23 protein-coding genes and 1 pseudogene are annotated in these 19,345 nt (G+C 64.4%); 18 read left to right on the forward strand and 6 right to left on the reverse strand.

Features of this window, described 5'->3' with window-relative positions; translation table 11 throughout:
- The first annotated feature begins 28 nt into the window (after window positions 1-28).
- The 3 genes from IVB01_RS11310 (at window position 29) to IVB01_RS11320 (ending at window position 2,940) form a co-directional block, all read left to right on the forward strand.
- Entirely contained in the window at window positions 29-1,243 is a 1,215-nt protein-coding gene (locus tag IVB01_RS11310) for an acyl-CoA dehydrogenase family protein (RefSeq protein ID WP_247450858.1), read from the forward strand.
- 30 nt (window positions 1,244-1,273) lie between these two features.
- A complete protein-coding gene (locus IVB01_RS11315) occupies window positions 1,274-2,176 on the forward strand; it encodes a GNAT family N-acetyltransferase (protein ID WP_247275725.1) in 903 nt (300 codons plus the stop codon).
- Window positions 2,177-2,331: 155 nt separating this feature from the next.
- Entirely contained in the window at window positions 2,332-2,940 is a 609-nt protein-coding gene (locus IVB01_RS11320) for an isochorismatase family cysteine hydrolase (protein ID WP_247275726.1), read from the forward strand.
- Window positions 2,941-3,205: 265 nt separating this feature from the next.
- Here the strand turns inward: IVB01_RS11320 and IVB01_RS11325 are convergent, their stop codons facing one another.
- Window positions 3,206-3,610: a response regulator gene (locus tag IVB01_RS11325; protein ID WP_247275727.1), complete on the reverse strand. Its 405-nt coding sequence runs from the start codon at window positions 3,608-3,610 to the stop codon at window positions 3,206-3,208.
- Window positions 3,611-3,687: 77 nt separating this feature from the next.
- Here IVB01_RS11325 and IVB01_RS11330 point away from each other — a divergent pair, with 77 nt between their 5' ends.
- From IVB01_RS11330 to IVB01_RS11350, 5 genes and pseudogenes are all read left to right on the forward strand, one after another.
- Window positions 3,688-4,695, forward strand: coding sequence for a chemotaxis protein CheB (locus IVB01_RS11330; RefSeq protein WP_247420569.1), 1,008 nt, complete (start codon window positions 3,688-3,690; stop codon window positions 4,693-4,695).
- Window positions 4,696-4,705: 10 nt separating this feature from the next.
- On the forward strand, window positions 4,706-4,981 hold the full coding sequence (locus IVB01_RS11335) for a hypothetical protein (protein ID WP_247275729.1): 276 nt from the start codon (window positions 4,706-4,708) through the stop codon (window positions 4,979-4,981).
- A gap of 245 nt (window positions 4,982-5,226) precedes the next feature.
- Window positions 5,227-8,395 (forward strand): annotated as a pseudogene (locus IVB01_RS11340) (CheR family methyltransferase).
- A complete protein-coding gene (locus IVB01_RS11345; protein WP_247275730.1) occupies window positions 8,395-9,141 on the forward strand; it encodes a Crp/Fnr family transcriptional regulator in 747 nt (248 codons plus the stop codon). The pseudogene IVB01_RS11340 and the gene IVB01_RS11345 overlap by 1 nt, the downstream one beginning before the upstream one ends.
- A gap of 223 nt (window positions 9,142-9,364) precedes the next feature.
- Window positions 9,365-9,535, forward strand: coding sequence for a hypothetical protein (locus tag IVB01_RS11350; protein ID WP_247275731.1), 171 nt, complete (start codon window positions 9,365-9,367; stop codon window positions 9,533-9,535).
- Window positions 9,536-9,622: 87 nt separating this feature from the next.
- Here IVB01_RS11350 and IVB01_RS11355 read toward each other — a convergent pair whose 3' ends face one another.
- The gene (locus tag IVB01_RS11355; protein WP_247275732.1) at window positions 9,623-9,916 is read right to left on the reverse strand and encodes a hypothetical protein; all 294 of its coding nucleotides are present in this window, start codon (window positions 9,914-9,916) and stop codon (window positions 9,623-9,625) included.
- Between the two features lie 190 nt (window positions 9,917-10,106).
- On the opposite strand from IVB01_RS11355, the gene IVB01_RS11360 reads away from it, so the two are divergent.
- Window positions 10,107-10,307 carry a hypothetical protein gene (locus IVB01_RS11360; RefSeq protein ID WP_247275733.1) on the forward strand — a complete coding sequence of 67 codons (201 nt, stop codon included), beginning with the start codon at window positions 10,107-10,109 and terminating at the stop codon, window positions 10,305-10,307.
- A gap of 198 nt (window positions 10,308-10,505) precedes the next feature.
- Here IVB01_RS11360 and IVB01_RS11365 read toward each other — a convergent pair whose 3' ends face one another.
- Complete coding sequence (locus IVB01_RS11365) at window positions 10,506-10,790, reverse strand: hypothetical protein (protein WP_247275734.1); 285 nt, start codon at window positions 10,788-10,790, stop codon at window positions 10,506-10,508.
- Window positions 10,791-11,057: 267 nt separating this feature from the next.
- Between IVB01_RS11365 and IVB01_RS11370 the strand changes: the two genes are divergently transcribed.
- The 6 genes from IVB01_RS11370 to IVB01_RS11395 all read left to right on the forward strand — a co-directional run bounded on the left by IVB01_RS11370 (window position 11,058) and on the right by IVB01_RS11395 (window position 14,140).
- The gene (locus IVB01_RS11370) at window positions 11,058-11,264 is read left to right on the forward strand and encodes a hypothetical protein (protein WP_247275735.1); all 207 of its coding nucleotides are present in this window, start codon (window positions 11,058-11,060) and stop codon (window positions 11,262-11,264) included.
- Window positions 11,261-11,482: a hypothetical protein gene (locus IVB01_RS11375; RefSeq protein WP_247275736.1), complete on the forward strand. Its 222-nt coding sequence runs from the start codon at window positions 11,261-11,263 to the stop codon at window positions 11,480-11,482. Before IVB01_RS11370 ends, IVB01_RS11375 begins: the two co-directional genes overlap by 4 nt.
- A gap of 50 nt (window positions 11,483-11,532) precedes the next feature.
- Complete coding sequence (locus tag IVB01_RS11380) at window positions 11,533-12,609, forward strand: flavodoxin family protein (protein ID WP_247494529.1); 1,077 nt, start codon at window positions 11,533-11,535, stop codon at window positions 12,607-12,609.
- Window positions 12,606-13,505 (forward strand): NAD(P)/FAD-dependent oxidoreductase, encoded by a 900-nt coding sequence (locus tag IVB01_RS11385; protein ID WP_247275738.1) that lies wholly within the window; start codon window positions 12,606-12,608, stop codon window positions 13,503-13,505. Before IVB01_RS11380 ends, IVB01_RS11385 begins: the two co-directional genes overlap by 4 nt.
- 103 nt (window positions 13,506-13,608) lie before the next feature.
- Entirely contained in the window at window positions 13,609-13,938 is a 330-nt protein-coding gene (locus IVB01_RS11390) for a four-helix bundle copper-binding protein (protein ID WP_247275739.1), read from the forward strand.
- Window positions 13,939-13,951: 13 nt separating this feature from the next.
- Entirely contained in the window at window positions 13,952-14,140 is a 189-nt protein-coding gene (locus IVB01_RS11395; protein ID WP_247275740.1) for a hypothetical protein, read from the forward strand.
- A 19-nt stretch (window positions 14,141-14,159) separates the two neighbouring features.
- Here IVB01_RS11395 and IVB01_RS11400 read toward each other — a convergent pair whose 3' ends face one another.
- Entirely contained in the window at window positions 14,160-14,417 is a 258-nt protein-coding gene (locus IVB01_RS11400; RefSeq protein WP_164940018.1) for a hypothetical protein, read from the reverse strand.
- A 285-nt stretch (window positions 14,418-14,702) separates the two neighbouring features.
- Between IVB01_RS11400 and IVB01_RS11405 the strand changes: the two genes are divergently transcribed.
- Entirely contained in the window at window positions 14,703-15,077 is a 375-nt protein-coding gene (locus IVB01_RS11405) for a hypothetical protein (protein ID WP_247275741.1), read from the forward strand.
- Between the two features lie 4 nt (window positions 15,078-15,081).
- Here the strand turns inward: IVB01_RS11405 and IVB01_RS11410 are convergent, their stop codons facing one another.
- Together IVB01_RS11410 and IVB01_RS11415 are read right to left on the reverse strand one after the other, a co-directional pair.
- Entirely contained in the window at window positions 15,082-16,350 is a 1,269-nt protein-coding gene (locus tag IVB01_RS11410; protein ID WP_247420604.1) for a polysaccharide deacetylase family protein, read from the reverse strand.
- A gap of 156 nt (window positions 16,351-16,506) precedes the next feature.
- Window positions 16,507-17,280 carry a polysaccharide deacetylase family protein gene (locus tag IVB01_RS11415; protein WP_247275785.1) on the reverse strand — a complete coding sequence of 258 codons (774 nt, stop codon included), beginning with the start codon at window positions 17,278-17,280 and terminating at the stop codon, window positions 16,507-16,509.
- 116 nt (window positions 17,281-17,396) lie between these two features.
- Between IVB01_RS11415 and mgtE the strand changes: the two genes are divergently transcribed.
- Both mgtE and IVB01_RS11425 read left to right on the forward strand, forming a co-directional pair.
- A complete protein-coding gene (gene mgtE / locus IVB01_RS11420) occupies window positions 17,397-18,818 on the forward strand; it encodes a magnesium transporter (protein ID WP_247275743.1) in 1,422 nt (473 codons plus the stop codon).
- A gap of 224 nt (window positions 18,819-19,042) precedes the next feature.
- Window positions 19,043-19,345 carry a helix-turn-helix domain-containing protein gene (locus IVB01_RS11425; RefSeq protein WP_247275744.1) on the forward strand — a complete coding sequence of 101 codons (303 nt, stop codon included), beginning with the start codon at window positions 19,043-19,045 and terminating at the stop codon, window positions 19,343-19,345.

Below are 19,345 nucleotides of genomic sequence, written 5' to 3' on the forward strand. Positions count from 1 at the left end.
CGGCGCTGCCAATTTGGAGGTTTGCCCAATGCGCGACCATTGCGATGTGCTCGAGGCGGACGACCTGCTGCCTCGCCCTGATCCGGACGTGATTGCCGGCACCCCGGAGCCGGCTCGCCACCTGCTCGAGACCATCCAGGGACTTGCCCCGCTGATCGCTGCGCAGCGCAGCAAGTTCGACGATGCGCGGCGCTTGCCCGACGCGGTGTTCGCGGCACTCGCTGACGCCGGTCTATTCCGCCTGTGGCTGCCGCGTGCGCTCGGTGGACCCGAGTTGTCTCCCTTCGCGTTCATGCGCGTTGTCGAGCCCGCCTCGGCGCTCGATGGTTCAGTCGGCTGGCTGGTCGGCAACGGCGGCGGCATGAGCCGGCTCGGCGGCTATCTCGGCGAGGCCGTTGCACGCGAGTGGTTTGCCGACCCGCGCGCCTTCGTCGTCAGCGCGACTGGCGCAGTCGGCATGGCAACGGCGGTTGCAGGGGGATACCGCCTCTGGGGACGCTGGCCGTTCGGCAGCGGCGCGGATCATGCGACCCGTTTCATGGTGCTGGCTAGCATCAAGCCTGAGGACCCGGCGTCGCCACTTCTCTGCTGCTATCTCGATCGGGCAGACGTGACCATCCACGACAACTGGCATGTGTCCGGACTGCGCGGCACCGGAAGTTGCGATTTCGAAGCGCGCGATGTGTTCGTGCCGGCCGCTCACGTCCATCCGTTTTTCGCGCCGCGACCGACCCAGCCCGGACTGCTCTATCGCATGCCGCCATTATCGGTATTCGCGTGGAGCATCTGCGGCGTGCCGCTCGGCATAGCGTCCGGCGCCATGACCTCGTTCGCGGAGCTCGCCTGCCGGAAAAGCAACGTTGGCAGCCGGGTCCTGCTGCGCGATCGTGAGACAGTCCAGGCAACGCTGGGTCGGGCGAGAGCAACGCTTCGCGCCGCCCGCGCCTTCCTGAGTCATGCCATGACGGACCTGATGGCCGCTACCGCTACGGGCGGCAAGCGACTGGTGGAGGCGCGGGCGGACATTCGGATCGCCAACGCACACGCGGCAGAGACTGCGATGTCCATTACCGATGAGCTGGCCACCAGTGTGGGCGCGGCCGCCATCTTCGAGACCTGCGTCCTGGAGCGCGCCGTCCGCGACGTGCGCGCCGTCGCGACGCATATCGCGATGAGTCCGAACAACTACATCATCGCCGGCCGGCTGGCGCTTGGGCTCGATTCCGGCACCGCGAGATTTTGAACGTCACCTGATCACCAGCGGAGTTGCCCGATGTCTGTGATTTACCGGCTGGCGCGCGCCCAGGATCTGGAAGTCGCCGATGCTCTCGTCGTGTCCAGCATCAACGATCTCACGCAACGGCATGGCTTTGGGCCGATGGCCGCTTCTTCTCCTCCCCGGTTTCAGTTGTATTCCATGCAGGACGACCCCGACGGTCTGTGGGTGGCGGAGGAGGGCGAGCGGATTCTCGGCTTCGCCTGGAGCTGGGTCTGCGGTGACATGTGGTTTCTGGCCCAGCTCTTCGTGTCTCCCGATCAGCAGGGACGCAGCATCGGCCACGAACTGATCAAGCGGACCCTGGAGCACGCCGAGACATCGGCCGCCTCCAACCGGGTGCTCATTACCTTCAGCTTCAACACGGTCTCGCAAGGTCTCTATATCCGCCATGGATTGCTGCCGCGATTTCCCATCTACAGCGTCGGCGTATCGCGAGAGCATCTGATGGGTCGTCTGCACGGTGCGCGGTTTCAATTCACGCCGCTCGATGATGCGGCTTCGACGCTGCGTCGCCTGGTTCAGGCGGACGAGCGGGTGCTTGGCGTGTCCCGCGAAAAGCATCATCGCTATCTCATGAGCGACCGCGCGACGAGAGGGGTCAATCTCTACGACGGCAGCGACTGGGCGGGCTACGCTTACGTGGACGCCGGCGGACACATCGGACCGCTCGCGGTCCTGCAGGCGAATGCCGTCGCTCCCGCGTTCAGGACGGCGCTGCATTTGGCGCTTGAGAGTGGCTCGTCGCGGATATCGGCCTTCCTGCCCGGCGCAAGCGGGCCGGCTCTCAACACCGCGATCGAGCACGGAATGCGGATCAAGTGTCCGATGTTGCTGATGTCCTCGCGTGAGTTCGGAGACTGGGCCCAGTATCTGCCGCGCAACCCGGGCTTCATGTGACCGGACGGGAAGCGCAAGCGGGCCCAAGGTCAGCTCAAGGGCAGCCCAAGGGCAGTTCCCAGGAACCAAAGCCTTTGCGTTCGCATTGCCGTCGCTGAACTCGGCGGGGAATGCCAGCTGACGGCGTGCGGCCGAGCGCCTGACGGTGGAGAACGATGAGGGATAGTAGCTCGGAGATTGCCGAGATCAGGGATGCCGTTCACCTCTGCATCGACATGCAGAACATCTTTGCGCCGAGCGGGCTCTGGGCGACGCCCTGGATGGAGCGGGTGCTGCCGACGATCGCCTCAATCGTTTCCCGCCATCCGACCAGAACGATCTTCACGCGCTTCATCACGCCGCAGGATCCGGAAGACCGTCCCGGCCAATGGCAGAGCTATTTCCATCGCTGGCGCCAGGCCACTCGCAGGTATCTTCCGCCATCCGGTCTCGAACTCGTGCCGGCCCTGAGCGAGTTCGTTCCTCCGGCCGTCATTATCGATAAGCCGGCCTATTCCGCATTCAGCAATCCCGGACTCGCGAGTCTGCTGATCGAAAAGAATGTCGGTGCGGTCGTGGTCACGGGCGCAGAGACCGACGTCTGCGTGCTGTCGACGGTGTTGAGCGCCGTCGACCTCGGCTTCAGGGTCGTCATCGTCGAGGACGCGCTGTGCAGTTCGTCCGACGTCGGGCACGATGCGCTCATGACGATGTACCGCACCCGCTTTCACGGCCAGGTCGACCTCGTGACCGCGGAGGAACTGGAGGAGTTCTGGCGGGAGTAGATGGCCGATGAAGCGCGGCGCCCGATTCACATAACCTAGTGCGCGGGTCCCCCAAGGTGGTCAAAGTGTGCGGGCTGGAAAGGGGGCTGCGATGGCGATGGACCGCATCGAACAGGCTTTTATCGCCACTGCAATCACGGGCTTTCTCGTGATGATGGCGGCCATCGTTTGGATGATGATGGAGTGACCGCGCGAGGTTTCCTGTCTTGCGCGCCGCGCTGCCCTATGTCACCCCTGGCTCGCTGTCGCGCATCTGTTCTGATCGTCAACCGCGCGGATCGGCGATGAGTGCGGCCAGCTTCCGCGCCATCGCGCCGAGATCGATTGGCTTTTCCGGAAGCGGCACGTCCTCGAATTCCGGACCGACGGTGATCTTGTCATAGCCTGTGGTGAACACGAACGGGATGTTGCGCGCCTTCAGTTCGCGCGCAATCGGAAAAATCATCTCGCTGCGGATGTTCACGTCCAGCACCGCGCCATGCAGGATGCTGCCGTCGTGCAGGATTTTGACGGCATCCTCGAAATGACCGGCCGGACCCGCAATCTCCGCGCCCAGCGCGCGAAACGTGTTGCCGATGTCATCGGCGAGAAAATACTCGTCCTCAACAACGAAAATGCGACGCCCGGCGAGCGGCCCGCGCTGATGCGACGGGTTGGGCGATGTTGCCATGGTGCCTCAAGCCTCCGCTTCCAGCCCCTTGGAACATACAAGGGGGACCCGCCTTGGTAAAAAACGATGCGACCCAAATGGCTAACCGCGACATCATCGTCATCGGGGGCTCGGCGGGAGCGACCCAGCCCCTGAAGCAGATCCTCGGCCGCTTGCCGCCCGATCTGCCGGCAGCCGTCTTCATCGTCCTGCACATCCCGGCGCAAGGGATCGGCATTCTCTCGACCGTCGCCAGCAGCGTCGCCGCCCTGCCAGTCCGGCAGGCGGAAAGCGGCATGAAGATCGAGCCTAGCCGGATCTATCTGGCTGCACCTGACCACCATCTCCTGCTGGCGGAGGATCACGTGTTGCTCGGGCGCGGCCCGCGCGAGAACATGGTCCGGCCGGCGATCGACCCCTTGTTCCGCTCAGCAGCCCTCTATCACGGGCCGCGCGTGATCGGAGTGCTCTTGAGCGGCCTGTTGTCGGACGGGGCGGCTGGCCTCAATGCCATCAAGCGCTGCGGCGGGATGACCGTAGTCCAAGACCCCTCCGACGCCATTGCCGACGAGATGCCGCAACGCGCGATGGAGGCGACCACTGTTGATGTCTGTGTTCCCAGCGCCGGTATGGGCGACGTTCTCTCCGAACTCGTCAGAGAGCAGGCCGGAGCCATTCTGCCGATCCCGCCCGAGATCAGGCTTGAGGTGGAGATCGCAGCCGGCGACCGGATCGGCAGTGACAAGCTTGTCTCGATGGCCGATCCCGTCGCGCTGACCTGTCCGGCGTGCGGGGGCGTGCTGTCCGAGGTCAAGGAATCGCGCCCGATACGTTTCCGCTGTCAGGTCGGTCATGCTTTCGGTGCCGATGTCCTTGCCAAGGAGCAGGAAGGGCGGGTCGACGAAGCCCTGCGTGTTGCTTTGCGCATCATCGAGGAACGCGCGGAACTGGTGCAGCGCATGGCCGCGGATGGGCGTCGCAGTGGCCGGTCCGCCGTTGCCGAGATGTATGAGGCGAGGGCAGCCGAATATCGCGAATATGCCGACATGATCAGGCGCGTCGTGCTAAGGTCGCTGGATGCTCCGTTGCGCAAGCGGGAAGGTTGAGGGCGCTGTCATGGCCATCTCCGTTACCGAATGCTCCGAGCAACTCGATTCCGAGCGCCGCCATCTAACCAAGGCCAATGAGGACATCGAAGAGGGCTCGAAACGTATCCGTGACCAGGAGGATCGGGTTCGAGAGCTCATGGCTGGTGGCCATGACGCGGGTGAGGCCGAGCGGCTCGTCGCCCTTCTCAAACAGACGCTGACCGAGTGGGAGCGCCACCGCGTCCTGATCGAGGAGCGTGTCGCCTATCTCCAGCACGAGATTGATCCTGCGCTGCCGAGATAAGGCTGACGTTGGACGCTCAATTCCACACGATCTCAACCCCGGACGGTCGCGCTGCCGGCCCGAGCTGCGCAGCCTCTATTTTTCCGCGGGTTCAAAATGGGAAGGTCGGCATGCGGGCTGAGCCGCCCTCGGGCCACTATTGGCTCTAAGCATTTCTGCCTTCCATCTATTGGGATAACATCCATTTCTGCTATGTGCTTGGGGGGAGCGGTTCGCCCCGCCAGCCAATGAAAGCTAGCAAGGACATGCACGAAGTCGGCGACCAGCCGGTCGAAAGAGAGCGCCAGATCAGGTCCCCGCTGATCGTGGGGGTGGGTGCCTCGCCGACTGCCCTGGACAGTATCGAGCGCTTCTTTGCCAAGCTCACCGTTGAGCCTGATCAGGCTGTCGTACTGGCGCTTCAGCATCATGAGGCGTTGGACGAGCCGCGGCTGCGCGAAATCCTGCAAAATGCGAGCGCTGCCGTGGTCTCCGGCATCGGCGACGGCCAAACCATCGAGGGCGGTACGATCTATCTTTGTCCACCGGCGATGATCACCACGATCCATGGCGGCCGTTTTGCGATCCGCGAGGCCGAGCAGGCGCCCGGTGAGCGGGCCACGATCGACAGCTTCCTGGTGTCGCTGGCGGAAGAACGCGCCGAGCAATCGATCGGTGTCATACTGGCCGGCACCGGCGGCAACGGCACGCTCGGCGCAGCGACGCTGAAGGATCATGGCGGTCTTGCCATCGCCGAAAAAGTCGCGAGCGAGGAGCTGGATCATCTCGAGGACGCCAACACGCCAGCGGCCATCGCGGACTACGTGCTGCCGCCGCAAGACATTCCGGAGCACATCCGGGTTTATGCCCGCCATCTGCGACGGTTGGACGAGAAGCAGGGGTTTGATGAGGTGCTGGCCGCGGCCGCGGCCTCGCTATCACGCATCGCCGACATTCTGCGCAACAAGACCGGAAACGATTTCCACGGCTACAAGCAGAACACCTTCTTGCGCCGCGTGCAGCGGCGCATGCAGGTGGTCCAGATCGACGAAATCGCCGCCTATGTCGATTTCCTGCGCAACGATAAGGACGAAGTCCAGCACCTCTTCAACGACCTTCTGATCGGCGTCACCGAATTCTTCCGGGACAAGCGCGAATTTGAGGTCCTGGAGACCCAAATCGTCCCGAAGATATTCGAAGGCAAGGGCGCGGGGCAGCAGGTGCGCGTCTGGGTGCTCGGTTGCGCAACTGGCGAAGAAGCTTATTCCATCGCCATCCTTCTCCGCGAGCAGATGGCGCGGATGGATTCCCCGCCGCAGGTGCAGATCTTCGCGACCGACATCGATGGCCGGGCGCTCGCAACGGCGCGCGTCGGCCGCTATCGCACCAATATCGAGGCCGATATGAGCAGCGAGCGCCTGGCGCGCTGGTTCGTCCGGGAGGGCGACACCTATTGCGTGGTGAAGGAACTGCGCGAGATGTGCATCTTCTCCCCAGCACAACGTCATCAAGGATGCGCCGTTCTCCAAGCTCGACCTGGTCTCCTGCCGCAACCTGCTCATCTATCTCAATGCCGAGTTGCAGAGCCGGGTGATCCCGCTGTTCCACTTCGCGCTGCTCCCCGATCGCTTCCTGTTTCTTGGCAATTCCGAGAACGTGACGCGGCATCCAAAATTGTTCGCGCCGGTGGACCGCCGCGCCCGCATCTTCAAGCGGCTCGAGACAGGAACGCGGCTGCCGCCGGAGTTTCCGATCACGACCGTGGCGGGAAGGGTCCCCGTCGAGCTGCCGCCGGTGCGTTCGTTCGGCCCCGACGTCGGCCTCGAGCGCCGCGCACAGCGCATCGCGGAGCGCTATGCGCCCGCTTACGTTATCACTGACGACAATTTTCAGGTCCTGCACTTCTCCGGGCGCACCGGCCGCTACATCGAGCCGACGGCGGGCGCCGCCACGCTCGACCTGCTCCAGCTCGTACACCGCGATCTGCGCCTGGAAGTACGCACAGCGCTGGGCCGCGCGGCAGAGACTAACGAGCCGGCCCATGCCGAGCAGGTGCAACTCGGGGTGCATGGCCATCGTATCCTCGTTGACGTCACGGTCGAGCCCATCCAGGACGGCGCCGGTGGCCATCGCAGCTTCGTCGTGCTGTTCAAGGATGGTCCACTCCGCACGATCGAGGCCGGCCAGGCCAATCCAAATGCGCTGGTCAGGACCGAGCATGTCGAGCGGCTCGAAAACGAGCTGCGTGCCACGCGCGAGCGCCTCCAGGCCACCATCGAGGAGCTCGAAAGTACGAACGAGGAGCTGAAGTCCTCCAACGAGGAGTACCAGTCGCTCAACGAAGAGCTGCAATCGGCCAATGAGGAGCTCGAAACCTCGCGTGAGGAATTGCAGTCGGTCAACGAGGAGCTGACCACCGTCAACGGCGAGCTGGCTCATCGCGTTCAGGAATTGACCCGCGCCACCAGCGACCTCAAGAATTTCCTCGAAAGCACGCAGATCGCAACCGTATTTCTCGACAATGATTTGCGGGTGATGACCTTCACGCCCGCGATTACGCAGGTTTTGCATCTGGTCGAAACCGACACAGGTCGTCCCATCAGTCATATTAAGGCGCGCGTCCCGATCGAGGAGCTCTATGACGACGTCCGCCGCGTGCTGCGCACGCTGGCCAGCGCGGAGCGCGAGCTGAGCGCGCCCGACAACGGTACGCGCTACATTGCGCGCGTCCTGCCCTACCGCAGCATCGACAATTTCATCGCCGGTGTCGTCATCACCTTCATCGACGTCACCGCCATCACCCGCGCCGAGGAGCGGCAACGTCTGCTGCTGGCCGAGCTCCAGCACCGCGTCCGCAACACGCTGGGCGTCGTGCGCTCGATCGCTCGTCGCACGGCCGACACAAGCCAGAGCGTCGAGGAGTTTGCTTCCCATCTCGATGGCCGGCTGAGCGCATTCGCCCGCACCCAGGCAATGGTGACCCGCGATCCCGAAAGCGGTGTCGATCTCGAATACCTCGCCGTCGAGGAGCTGCTGGCCTATAATGCCCGGGAAGGCGAGCAGGTGCGTTTGACCGGTCCGAAGGTGCGTTTGCAGTCCAAAGCCGCGGAAACCTTTGCGCTGGCTCTTCACGAACTCGCGACCAACGCGCTGAAATACGGCGCCCTGAGCCAGCCGACCGGGCGCATCGAGATCTCATGGCGAATCGAGGAGAGCACCGAGCCGGCAGTGATGATGTTCCAATGGCGGGAACGGGGCGGGCCGGTGGTCGCACCGCCGCCGCGCAAAGGTTTCGGCACCGAGCTCCTGGAGCGCACACTTGCGTTTGACTTCAAGGGGCAGACCACGATGGCATTCGATCCTGCCGGCCTGCAATGCACGATCACGGTCCCCCTGAGCAGACGCACTTTCCATACGCCGGCGGTGGCTGACTGATGCCGCTTTCAACATCCGACCGCAGCCTCGCTGAACCGGTCATTCGCCGATTGAACGTGCTCAGGCCGATGTCGGCTGAGGCGCGGCAATCACTCGAATACGCGTTGCTTGAGGCATTGCAGCGCACCAGATCGGGCGAGGACCTGATCTCCGAGGGCGATGCCGTCGATAGCGTCCGTCTCGTGCTGTCGGGCTGGCTCTGCCGCTACAAAACCCTTGAGGATGGCCGGCGCCAGATCGTCAACTTCATTTTTCCGGGCGAGAGCTGCGACGCGCACGCATTCCTGATGCCGGCCATCGACCATTCCATCGCGACGATGACGCCCGTCGTATACGCCGAGATCAAGCGTGCACACTTCGAGAGCCTGGTGGCCAACCACCGCTCGCTCGCCGAAGCGTTCCTGTGCGAGACCCTCGTCAACGCCGCGATTCAGCGCGAATGGGCCATCAATCTCGGCCGTCGCGTCGCCCTGGAGCGCGTCGCGCATCTGTTCTGCGAGATCATCGAGCGGCTTCGTCCCGTCGGCATGGTCGACGGCAATTCTTGTGTCATGCCGATCACGCAGACGGACCTTGCGGACGCCACCGGGCTCTCGGTGGTCCATCTCAATCGCACGCTCCAGGAGCTGCGCGCCTCCGGCCTCATCGTGCTGCGCGAGCGCACGCTGACCATCAACGATCTCGGCGCGCTCAAGAACGCTGCCCTGTTCTCGCCGAGCTATCTGCAGCTCTATCGGCGCGGCTGAAATTTCGGATGAGGCCGGCGAGCCGCTGAGCCAGTTCCAGAGTCGTTTCTCTGCCGAGGGCCAGCTTGGGCCGTGTGCTACCGTTGGATTCGCTGCGATCTATCTCACTATGAAGTGGAAGCAATCTGGAGTATTGTGCCTGCATCACCGGCCAAGGCTTTGCCCGTAGGCGCCGGTGGCTGAGAGATCGCGTGCTCCCGCCTGCATTGATCGGGAGCATGCTATGGACGACGATCCTTTCGCCTTTGAAACCCAAGACCTGCTAGAGCGCGCTGATCGCGTAATTGAGGAGAGTGTCCGCCTGCGGGCTCTCAACGCTGAGATCAGGAAGCAGCTACATCTCGCCCGTGATCAATTGGAATGGCAGCTCGCCGGGGCGGTCCTCAAGAAGTAGGGGCGCCGTCCTGTCTGCGACTGGTGAGCGCGCGGGCTTTCGCAAACTTCCACGAACCAAGCGTCGATCGTCCCGCTTCCGAGCGGCTCATTTCGACAGGCACGGCAACGCCGTTAAGATCTTAATCCAAGTTAGTGCCTGCATGAATTTTGAGCCGGCGGCGCATTTTGAGTAACTTGCGTAAAAGGCACTTTCACGCTGGCGTCCTATCATGGACCGATGCGCGATCCCCTCCTTTGCCGCGCAGCCGGCACGATAGACATCAGCCGCGCTCTGCGGGAGCAGCATCGACTGCTTGCGGCCGAGCACCGCCAGGCCGCGGGTGAACTGCGCCTTGCGCTCATGGAGAGCGCCATGGTCCTCACCGAGGTGAAGGCTCATCGTGACAATCGGGAAGACGAGTTCACATCGAGTGCCGGTTAGGCGATCTGCTGCCAGGTTTTTTGCGGAACCCGGCAACCGCTCCGCTTCTGGAGCGTTGATGGTTCGCCCACGCCGTTTGGGTGTGGCTAGCGCCTGACCATGGGGAACGCAACGGCGCGCTCTGCCCGATCATCAGGGAGAACGCCTCATGTTGATGCGGCATCGATCGAAGCAGACGGATCCGCTGGAGATACGCCTCGCCGCTGAAGCGCAGCGGCTGCGCGAAGAAGCCAAGGCGCTGCCGCCGGGAGCGGCACGGGACGAGATGTTGCGCAAGGCGAGGCAAGCCGAGACCGGCTCTCAGATGAGCGAATGGCTTCGATCACCAGGCTTGCAGCCGCCCGACTAGAACCACGCAGAGGCATGCGCAGACTGGCGCGCAAGGCCGCGGCGCAAATAATGCGACGCGGGTCCGGGCTGCACGCACCGGGAACAGGTTAGATGTCGGCGCGTACCGATGCGCTGGTGTCGTGGGCAGAAACCGGAAAAATGAGCACCACGTCCATCGTCCCCGTTGCGTCCGGTTGTCACCCGGCGGTGCCTTCCGTCAACGCCGCTTCGCGGCTTTGGTTCGCCTGTTATACGGCGAGCGATTGGTGGGCCTCAACGAAATCCCTTCACGCTGCGCCTTGCTGCGGATGGCTGCGGCCGGACGCTGAAGCTTAATGCTCATGACGCCGGTTGGCGTGTTGCCTTTCGCGAGCTGCTTCAGCTTGCTCACGTCCGCAGGCGTCCACGGCTCGCGCGCGCGGCGCTTGTAGGCGGGATGCGCCTTGCGTGGTCCTTTGCGGCCGATCGGTGAGCCCGGCCGTTTCCATGCTGCTTTCGCCATGATGATCCTCCTTCAAGTCCCCCATGAACATGCGAATCAGAATTTCGGTTCCGGCGCAGTCGAATTGCGCTGCGACGCAAACCTGCTGCGTAGCCGCGAGCAAAATCACGCATTGTTAACTTATTGAAATGCCGGAACCCGCTGATGCGGCGGAAGCTACAAACATCGCCGGGCTGGGCCGCCCCAGCCGGTACGAAACCTGGGCCCCGGTGCCCGACCTCCCGCCGGGGCCAATTTCCTTCCATCCAAATGATTTGTGAAACGACAATGACCGCCAAACGCAACCGCAGGAAACAGACCCAATCGCTCCAGGAGCGGCTGGCTGCATTCGCCGAAAACGCCCGCGCACGTGCGCGCAGCCTGCCGCCCGGTAGGGAGCGCGAGATGCTGCTGCAACGGGCCAAGCAGAACGAGGTGACCTCGAACCTGACGGACTGGCTGAGCGCGCCCGCCCATCCCAGGCGAGATCGATGACGATGCCGGGCATGAAGCACTATCGCGCTTTCCAGATCGATCGCGACGGTCATGTGTTCGGATGCATCAATCTCGTCTGCGGCGATGACGAGCAGGCCAAACGCGAGGCCGCCGCGCTCGTGCTGGTCCATCGCATCGAGCTATGGCGGCTGGACCGGCGGATCGCGCATTTCGATCTGGCTCAGGAAGCCGTTCGCCAACAGGCATTCGGGAACTAGCCGCTGCGCCCCGGGTTGGTCGAACGCGCCCGACTTTGCCAGGAGCCAGCATGACGGAAGCCGACATTCGCAAGGGGATGCCGCCCGTCAGGCTGTCGCGCGAAGAATTCGAGAGCCGTTACAGGAGCCAGTTCGTCGATCCTGCCTTTGCCCCCCTGCAACGCGAGCTTGATGCCATCGTCGGCGCCGCCTGGGACGCTTACAGCCATTCGCGCAAGGCGCCGCTGACGCGCAAGGCGGGAGCAGGCTTCGCCGATCCCGATTACGACATTGCCGTCGATTGGCTGGAGGCGCGTGCCGCCGTGCTTGCGGCGCAGCGACGGCATGACGATGCCAGTGAGACGCTGCGGATCCTGATCATCAACGGCTCGGCCCGCAGCGAGCACACCTGTCCCGGCGAGATGTCCAAGACCTGGCGCCTGGTCAAGTTGGCCGAGCCGGTCTTCACCGAGATGGGATTTGCCGTCGACATCCTCGATCTCTCGCGCCTCGCTTCGGAATTCGGCAAGAATATCCATCCCTGCAAATCCTGCGTCGCAACCGCGATGCCGCTCTGCCACTGGCCATGCAGCTGCTATCCGAACTATTCGCTGGGGCAGGTGGGCGACTGGATGAACGAGATCTATCCGCTCTGGGTCGCCGCCCACGGCATCCTGATCGTGGCGCCGGTGAACTGGTATCACGTGCCCGCCGGACTGAAAGCGATGATGGACCGGATGGTCTGCGCCGACGGCGGCAATCCCGATCCGAGCTCGACCCATGGCAAGAGGGCCGCTGAAGCCAAGGCGATCGAGCTGAAGGGCTGGCCTTATCCGCGTCATCTCGCCGGCCGTCATTACGGCGTCGTCGTTCACGGCGATGCGGTCGGCGCCGAGGGGGTGCGCCGCGCCTTGTCCGACTGGCTTACCGACATGCAGCTGATCCCGGCGGGCCGTTACGCCGAGCTCGACGGTTATGTCGGCTATATGGAGCCATACGCCAATTCGCATCGCGAGCTCGACGAAGACGACGAATTCCAGCAGCAGGTGCGGAATGCGGCGCGCGCGCTCGGCAACGCGGTCCGGCTGGCGCGGAGCGGGCGGCTCCAGGACCCCGGTGCTGGTGTTCAGGACCCAAACCCCAAATGACCAGCGCGCCACTCGATTGCTTGATCGTCGGCGGCGGCCCGGCCGGACTAATGGCCGCAATCTATCTGGCGCGATTTCGCCGCAGCGTCTGTGTCGTGGACGCCGGCGCGAGCCGGGCGGCGCTGATCCCGCGCAGTCACAACGTCCCCGGCTTCGTCCACGGTCTGTCCGGCACCGAATTGATCGCGCGCATGTCGGCGCAACTGGACGAGCTCGTCGTGGCGCGGGTCGACGCAGAGGTCACCACATTGCAGCGGCACGCGCATGGCTTTGAAGCGAGCTGGAACGGTCGCGCACATCAGGCCGTCACCGTCGTTCTCGCCTGCGGCATCGTCGACACCCATCCGCCGTTCGTGGAATGGCGCGCGGCGGTCGCGGACGGGCTGTTGCGCTATTGTCCCGTCTGCGACGCCTTCGAGGCCGCCGGCCGCCGCACCGGCGTCGTCGGCCCTCTTCACCGCGCTGCCGGCAAGGCGTTGTTCCTGCGCGGCTACTCGCGCGACGTGACGCTGCTCGCAACCGGTCCGGACGACGGGAAGGCAGCAACGTCAGAGCTGTCTGAAGCGGGTGTGAGGCTCGTGTTCGCGCCCGACCTGCACTTGCGGCGACGCGACAACGGCGTCGAAGCCGCCTTCGCGGACGGCCGGACGGCGCAATTCGACATAGTCTATCCCGCGATGGGCGCGGAGGTCCGCTCGCAGCTCGCGATGGTGCTGGGCGCCGAACATACCGCCGAAGGCTATTTGAAGGTCGACGACCATCAGCGCACGTCGATCGATGGGCTCTACGGCATCGGCGATATCGTCACCGACCTGCACCAGATCTCGGTCGCCTTCGGCCACGCCGCAATTGCCGCCTGCACGATCCATAACAGCCTGCCGCGGCTCTTGGCATGACGCGGCCGGGCCTGGCAGAGCCACACAATCGAGCGGAACCTGGAACGAAGCGCGTTGCCCCGCTTTGGTCGAGCGGAGTGAGGCGCGCGATGGGAGAGAACGGATGGCCCAATCCGAAGACATGACCCGCTGCATCGGGCTCTGCATGAGCTGCTATCAGACATGCCTCGGCACGGCGATGAATCACTGCCTCGAGACCGGCGGCAAGCACGTGGAGCCAAAGCACTTCCGCCTGATGATGGCCTGCGCCGAGATCTGCCGGACGGCGGCGCATTTCATGCTGATCAACACGCCCCATCACAGGCACACCTGCAGCGAATGCGCTGAAATTTGCGCCGAATGCGCCGAGGATTGCGAGCGGATCGGCGGCATGGACGAATGCGTCGCGATGTGCCGCTCCTGCGCCCAATCCTGCCGCGCGATGGCGGCCTGAAGGACGACGCCCCATGCTGGAAGAGAAACTCAAGGAAGCCATCATCGGCGAGCTGCAAAGACAGGCCGCCGAGCGGCCGCAAGCGCTTAGGGTTCAAGGCGCGGATGATGCCGAACGCTCGGAGGAGCTGAACGTCAACGGCAAGGTCGACCTTGGCGCGCTGGTCATGGTGATCGCGGGATCGGTTGCCGGCGGCCCTTAGCTCGATCGTCGACCGCCCCTTAGCCGTATTCCTCTCCGATGCCGTATTCCCGGTAGATCTCCAGCGGATCGAGGTCGGGGAACAGGCGGCATTTGGCCTGGGCCAGGTGCAGGCTTACCGCGGCCGGCTCCTTGCCATTCGAGAGCATCTTGCGGATGTCGTCCATATGTGCGTTCGGCCGGTGCTTGGGCTCGAGTTGCTCCAGTGCGACCAGCGCGGTCGCGAGGGCCTCGGTCAGAACCCAGTCGTCGTGGCCCGTGATTCCCTTCTTCGACATCGGCAGACCCCACATCTGGTGGCGGTCGATAGTCTATCGCGACTTCCGCCAAATCGCCATTGAACCGTTGCGGGCTACCGGCGTGCAATGGACCGACGGCATGCTCCGTCTTGCATTATGGCCGCGTGTGGCTAAATGGCGGCGAACTGCGAGGCGATAGTATCTTTGTTGAAACAAATTTGGCGTAGACGGACCTGCACGGTCTCCAGGCCGGCTGCTCCGTCCGGCCCCCTGATTCCGTATGCGCAACGATCCGGTTGCGCATCCCTCAAGGCTCGAGCCAGCATGGTCTTTCTTAGCTTCGTCTACCGCTTCATCACCAATTTCGCTTTCCTGGCGGTGGTCTATTTCAGCCTGAACTTCATGGAGAAGTATCCGAACCGGGCGATCCTGGCGATCCTGGTGCTGGTCTATGCCGCCATGCGCGCCGCCTCGACGCTGCGCGCGTTCTACTTCTTCCAGAAGATCGAGAAGCTGGAAGCCGAGACGCGGCGCCTTCAGGCTCCCATCAATGATGGCTCGGGCGGAAGCTCGGCACGCAAGCAGGTCGTCGCCGACGTTGCGCGGCTGCGGCGCGACGGCGAGCTCAAGTCCTATATGGACCTGTTCTTCCTGGCGCTGATCGTGCTGCTCTGCGTCGCCGCGATCATGCGGCAGTAGGACCTTAAGCACGCTTCTTCAGGCTGGCGACGCCGGTCGGGTGTGGGGCAGCGCTCTTGGTCTGCGCGGCGGGCTTCGGCGCGGCTGGCGCTGCCTGCGCGGTGCGCCGTCCTTGCGATCTCGCTGCCTTGCCCCTGGCTGCCTTGTCCTTGGCCGCGTGCGGCGTCTGGGCTGCCATGGCCAGCCGCGTCGCGCGCCGCGACAAGGACGTCGACAGCAGCACCTCGACCGAGCCCTCGGGGATCGCAAACAGATCGCGGCCCGGCACGGGCAGGGTAGCCTCGACATTCGCCTGCGCCATGGTCCGGCGCGGCAGCAGCGGCTGGTGCTCGGTCTGCGCATTGAGATCGGCAAGGGCGGGCGCCGGCAGCATCCGGGTCTGCGCGAACACGAAATTCGGCACGCGCGGCCAGCGCGCGATCGGCGTCGTCTCGGTCGGCGAATGCAGCAGCCATTCCACCGGCGTGGTCGGCGTCGCCGGCCGATCGGCGGTCGCGGGCACCACATGGACGATACGATAGCCCCGCGCCTTGAGGTCACGGATGATCTTCGGCAGCGCCGCCACCGTGCGGGCCTGGATGTCGTGCAGCAGCAGGATGCCCTTGCCCTTGGCCTCGAGGCGCTGGATCGCGAGCTGATAGACGCGATCCGACGACACATGGCGCCAATCGTCGGCCGGAAAATCGGCGCTCCAGACCTGGATGCCGCGCGAGATCAGATGGTTCTCCACGCCTTCGGCGCGCATCAGGCCGGGAATGCGGAAGAACGGCGCAAGCTTGGTCGGATCCGTCATTGCGGCCGCGGTCCATTCGATGCCGCCGTTGATCTCGGCCTCGGCCTTCTCGATCGGCATGCGATCGAACGTCAGCGGATGGTCCATGCTGTGCGTGCCGACGGTGTGGCCCGCCGCCACCAGCTTGCGCACCCCTTCCGGGTTGGCCTTGGCCTGGTTGCCGATGATGAAGAAGGTCGCCTTGATGCACTCGTCGGCTAAGATCTGGAGCACCTGGTTGGAATATTTCGGCAGCGGACCGTCGTCGAAGGTCAGGACCACTTCATGGTCCTTCAGGGGCAGCGTCTCGCGATATTGCATGGTGCCGATCAGCGGATGCTCGCGCGGATCGACCACGAGGGTACGGGACGTCCCGAGCGCGTCGGGATGGCCGGGACAGTCGGCCGCGAGCGCCGCCGGCGAAGCGGTCGTCAGCAATCCCAGCAACAGGCCAAGGGCCGTCCACGATCGCGTCCGCAAACCAACGCTACTTCCGATCATGAACCTCGTCTGCCCCCATGAGATTGCCGCCTTAATAGGTCGGAGATGCCCCAAAACGGTTCAACCGGAGCCGCCCTCAACTTTGCATGGGGTAGCATGAACAGAGTATTAATTGGCCCCAAATCACCCATTTTGCGCCGGCGTGACATTCCGGCATCAATGCGCATCGGCATTCTTCTGCGCTGGGCCTGCCGGAACGATGTGAACAACTCGATACCCGTTCTCCCTCAGATACCGCAGGAAGGCCGGCATGATCGCGGCCGTGCGCGCCTTGGGGTCGTGGAACAGGATGATGCCCTTGCCGCTCGCGGCGAGGCGCTCGGTCACGAGCTTCAATTCCTGCTCCGGCGTGATCTCGTTCCAGTCGCTGGCCCAGAGGTCAGCCCCGAACACCACGATGCCGCGCGCCTGGAGCAGGTCGAGCTGTGCGGGCGTGGACTCGAAATAGGGGAAGCGGAAGAACGGCGTCGAGGGCGTCGTGGTCGAAACCCCGCGCAGCGCCATCTCGTCGGCCGCGATGCCGCGGTCGATCTCGCTCTTGGCCTTGTCGAACGGGATCCGCGCCATGAACGGGTGCGAGAAAGTGTGGTGGCCGATGGTGTGGCCCTCGCTGGCGATGCGCTTGACCATGTCCGGATGTTCGGAGGCGTGCAGGCCGATCAGGAAAAAGGTCGCACGTACGCATTCCTGCGCCAGCGCCGCCAGCACCTTCGACGTGGTCGGTGGATGTGGGCCGTCATCGAAGGTCAGCACGACCTCGCGATCGGCGAGTGGCAGCGTCTGCGGAAAGCTCTTCAGGCCCACGCGCGGGGTGGCCTTGACGTCGACACTCAGAACGCGCGCAGTGCCGAGCGCGTCCTTGCGCGGGCACTCGGCGGCTTCAAGCGAGGTCGCGCCGACGAGGCCGGCCAGCACCGCGCCCAGCGCCATCGGCGTCCATTCCGGGCATTGCATCTTTGTCATTGCGCTCGCTGTTCGCTTGTGGGTATTGCCTGAACCGTCAGCCCAGACCATCTGATCCAACCTGTCAAACGGCGAGGCGCGCCATGGATGAACATCTGGACGTTGCCGCTCCCGCCGCGGATTCGGTACTCGACCACGTACCGATGCGCAATGAAGACGGCGAAATTCGTCACGAATTCGTCGAGGAGATCGCGCATGCGATCGAGGCCGCAGACTCGGCACAGCTGCGCGCGATCGTCGCCGAGCTGCACGAGGCCGACCTGGGCGACCTGATCGGCGCGTTGCAGCCCGACGACCGCGTCCGCCTGGTCGAGCTGACCGGGCGCGACTTCGACTTCTCCGCGCTGAACGAGGTCGACGAGGCCGTGCGCGAGGAGATCCTCGAGGAACTGCCGCCGGAGACCGTCGCTGAAGGTGTCCGCGAGCTCGAATCCGACGACGCGGTCGAGCTCCTGGAAACGCTCGATGCCGAGGAACAGGAGGAGATCCTCGAGAAGCTGCCGCTGAAGGAGCGCGTCGCGCTCGAGCGCAGCCTGCTCTATCCGGAGAATTCCGCCGGCCGGCGGATGCAGACCGAATTCATCGCGGTGCCCCAGGACTTCACCGTGGGCCAGGCGATCGACTACATGCGCGAGACGCCGGACCTGCCCGACCGCTTTTATGAGATCTACGTCGTCGACAAGGACCAGCACTGGCAGGGTGCGGTGCCGCTCGACGTGCTGCTGCGGGCGCGCCGTCCGGTGCCGCTCACCGAGCTGACCGACGAGGATCGCCGCCGCGTCTCCGTCCTGGAGGACCAGGAGGAGGTGGCCCGCATGTTCGGCAAGTACAATCTCGTCGCAGCGCCTGTGCTCGACACCCAGGATCGCCTGGTCGGCGTCATCACCGTCGACGATGTCGTCGACGTCATCGAGGAGGAGGCGGACGAGGACCTCAAGGCGCTCGGCGGCGTCACCAGCGACGAGGAGCTGTCGGACACTTTTCTCACCATTGCGCGCGGCCGCTTCAACTGGCTGCTGGTCAATCTCGCCACCGCCTTCCTGGCGTCCTCCGTGCTCGGCCTGTTCGAAGGCCAGCTCGAGAAGATGGTGGCGCTCGCCGTGCTGGCGCCGATCGTGGCGAGCCAGGGCGGCAATGCCGCGACCCAGACCATGACGGTCGCGGTGCGGGCGCTGGCGACGCGCGAGCTCGGCTCCTCCAACGCCTGGCGCGTGGTGATGCGCGAGAGCCTGGTCGGCCTCGTCAACGGTCTCGCCTTCGCCGTGATCACCGGCATCGCGGCCGTGGCCTGGTTCAAGATCCCCGGCCTCGGCATCGTCATCGGGCTTGCGATGATCTGCAACCTCATTGCCGGCGCGCTCGGCGGAATCCTGATCCCGATGGCGCTCGACCGTGTCAGGGCCGATCCCGCGGTGGCGTCCGGCACCTTCGTCACCACCGTGACCGACGTCGTCGGCTTCTTCTCCTTCCTCGGCATCGCGACGCTCTGGTTCGGGTTGAAGTAGGACGGACGTGCGGCAACCTCACTCTCGTGTCCCGGGCGCGCAGCAACGCCCTTAGCGTTGCTGCGCAGAACCGGGACCCAAAAAGCGATAGGGACGAGACCCACGAGATGGGCCCCGACACTGCAGCGCAACGCTGAAGAAGTGCTGCGCTGCGTCCGGGGCACGAGACCGCTCTCTTAATCCGAACTTAAGCGACCTGCCGCATCATCGCCCCGCTTGGGGGAATGAGCATGCGGTTGCGGCTGAAGGCGGACGGACGGATCGTCGAATTGCGGGACGGACAGGAATTTCCGGTCCAGCCGGCGGCCAATGTCGCGCCGGGCGATGCCGGCCCGCTCGCGGTGCGCGATTTGCGCCGCCGCGCCTGCCTCACGCAGATGGAGTTCGCCGCAAAACTCGGCGTCCCAGTCGAGACCATTCGCAACTGGGAGCAGGGCAAGCGCGCCCCGCGCGGACCGGCCCGCGCGCTGCTCGCCGTGATCGCGCATGCGCCGGATACGGTCTTCCAGGCGCTCGCCAAAGTTTGA

Origin of the sequence: Bradyrhizobium sp. 164 (assembly GCF_023073715.1) — a bacterium.
Taxonomy (GTDB): Bacteria; Pseudomonadota; Alphaproteobacteria; order Rhizobiales; family Xanthobacteraceae; genus Bradyrhizobium.

Excerpts from the sequence above, each read along its gene's own strand:
- IVB01_RS11315 (WP_247275725.1), top strand. The coding sequence starts at position 1,274 with ATGTCTGTGATTTACCGGCTGGCGCGCGCCCAGGATCTGGAAGTCGCC.
- IVB01_RS11380 (WP_247494529.1), top strand. The coding sequence starts at position 11,533 with ATGACGGAAGCCGACATTCGCAAGGGGATGCCGCCCGTCAGGCTGTCG.
- IVB01_RS11355 (WP_247275732.1), bottom strand. The coding sequence starts at position 9,916 with ATGAGCCTTCACCTCGGTGAGGACCATGGCGCTCTCCATGAGCGCAAG.
- IVB01_RS11345 (WP_247275730.1), top strand. The coding sequence starts at position 8,395 with ATGCCGCTTTCAACATCCGACCGCAGCCTCGCTGAACCGGTCATTCGC.
- IVB01_RS11425 (WP_247275744.1), top strand. The coding sequence starts at position 19,043 with ATGAGCATGCGGTTGCGGCTGAAGGCGGACGGACGGATCGTCGAATTG.
- IVB01_RS11375 (WP_247275736.1), top strand. The coding sequence starts at position 11,261 with ATGACGATGCCGGGCATGAAGCACTATCGCGCTTTCCAGATCGATCGC.
- IVB01_RS11335 (WP_247275729.1), top strand. The coding sequence starts at position 4,706 with ATGGCCATCTCCGTTACCGAATGCTCCGAGCAACTCGATTCCGAGCGC.
- IVB01_RS11405 (WP_247275741.1), top strand. The coding sequence starts at position 14,703 with ATGGTCTTTCTTAGCTTCGTCTACCGCTTCATCACCAATTTCGCTTTC.
- IVB01_RS11400 (WP_164940018.1), bottom strand. The coding sequence starts at position 14,417 with ATGTCGAAGAAGGGAATCACGGGCCACGACGACTGGGTTCTGACCGAG.
- IVB01_RS11395 (WP_247275740.1), top strand. The coding sequence starts at position 13,952 with ATGCTGGAAGAGAAACTCAAGGAAGCCATCATCGGCGAGCTGCAAAGA.
- mgtE (WP_247275743.1), top strand. The coding sequence starts at position 17,397 with ATGGATGAACATCTGGACGTTGCCGCTCCCGCCGCGGATTCGGTACTC.
- IVB01_RS11415 (WP_247275785.1), bottom strand. The coding sequence starts at position 17,280 with ATGGCGCTGGGCGCGGTGCTGGCCGGCCTCGTCGGCGCGACCTCGCTT.
- IVB01_RS11385 (WP_247275738.1), top strand. The coding sequence starts at position 12,606 with ATGACCAGCGCGCCACTCGATTGCTTGATCGTCGGCGGCGGCCCGGCC.
- IVB01_RS11360 (WP_247275733.1), top strand. The coding sequence starts at position 10,107 with ATGTTGATGCGGCATCGATCGAAGCAGACGGATCCGCTGGAGATACGC.
- IVB01_RS11320 (WP_247275726.1), top strand. The coding sequence starts at position 2,332 with ATGAGGGATAGTAGCTCGGAGATTGCCGAGATCAGGGATGCCGTTCAC.
- IVB01_RS11330 (WP_247420569.1), top strand. The coding sequence starts at position 3,688 with ATGGCTAACCGCGACATCATCGTCATCGGGGGCTCGGCGGGAGCGACC.
- IVB01_RS11325 (WP_247275727.1), bottom strand. The coding sequence starts at position 3,610 with ATGGCAACATCGCCCAACCCGTCGCATCAGCGCGGGCCGCTCGCCGGG.
- IVB01_RS11350 (WP_247275731.1), top strand. The coding sequence starts at position 9,365 with ATGGACGACGATCCTTTCGCCTTTGAAACCCAAGACCTGCTAGAGCGC.
- IVB01_RS11370 (WP_247275735.1), top strand. The coding sequence starts at position 11,058 with ATGACCGCCAAACGCAACCGCAGGAAACAGACCCAATCGCTCCAGGAG.
- IVB01_RS11365 (WP_247275734.1), bottom strand. The coding sequence starts at position 10,790 with ATGGCGAAAGCAGCATGGAAACGGCCGGGCTCACCGATCGGCCGCAAA.
- IVB01_RS11410 (WP_247420604.1), bottom strand. The coding sequence starts at position 16,350 with ATGATCGGAAGTAGCGTTGGTTTGCGGACGCGATCGTGGACGGCCCTT.
- IVB01_RS11390 (WP_247275739.1), top strand. The coding sequence starts at position 13,609 with ATGGCCCAATCCGAAGACATGACCCGCTGCATCGGGCTCTGCATGAGC.
- IVB01_RS11310 (WP_247450858.1), top strand. The coding sequence starts at position 29 with ATGCGCGACCATTGCGATGTGCTCGAGGCGGACGACCTGCTGCCTCGC.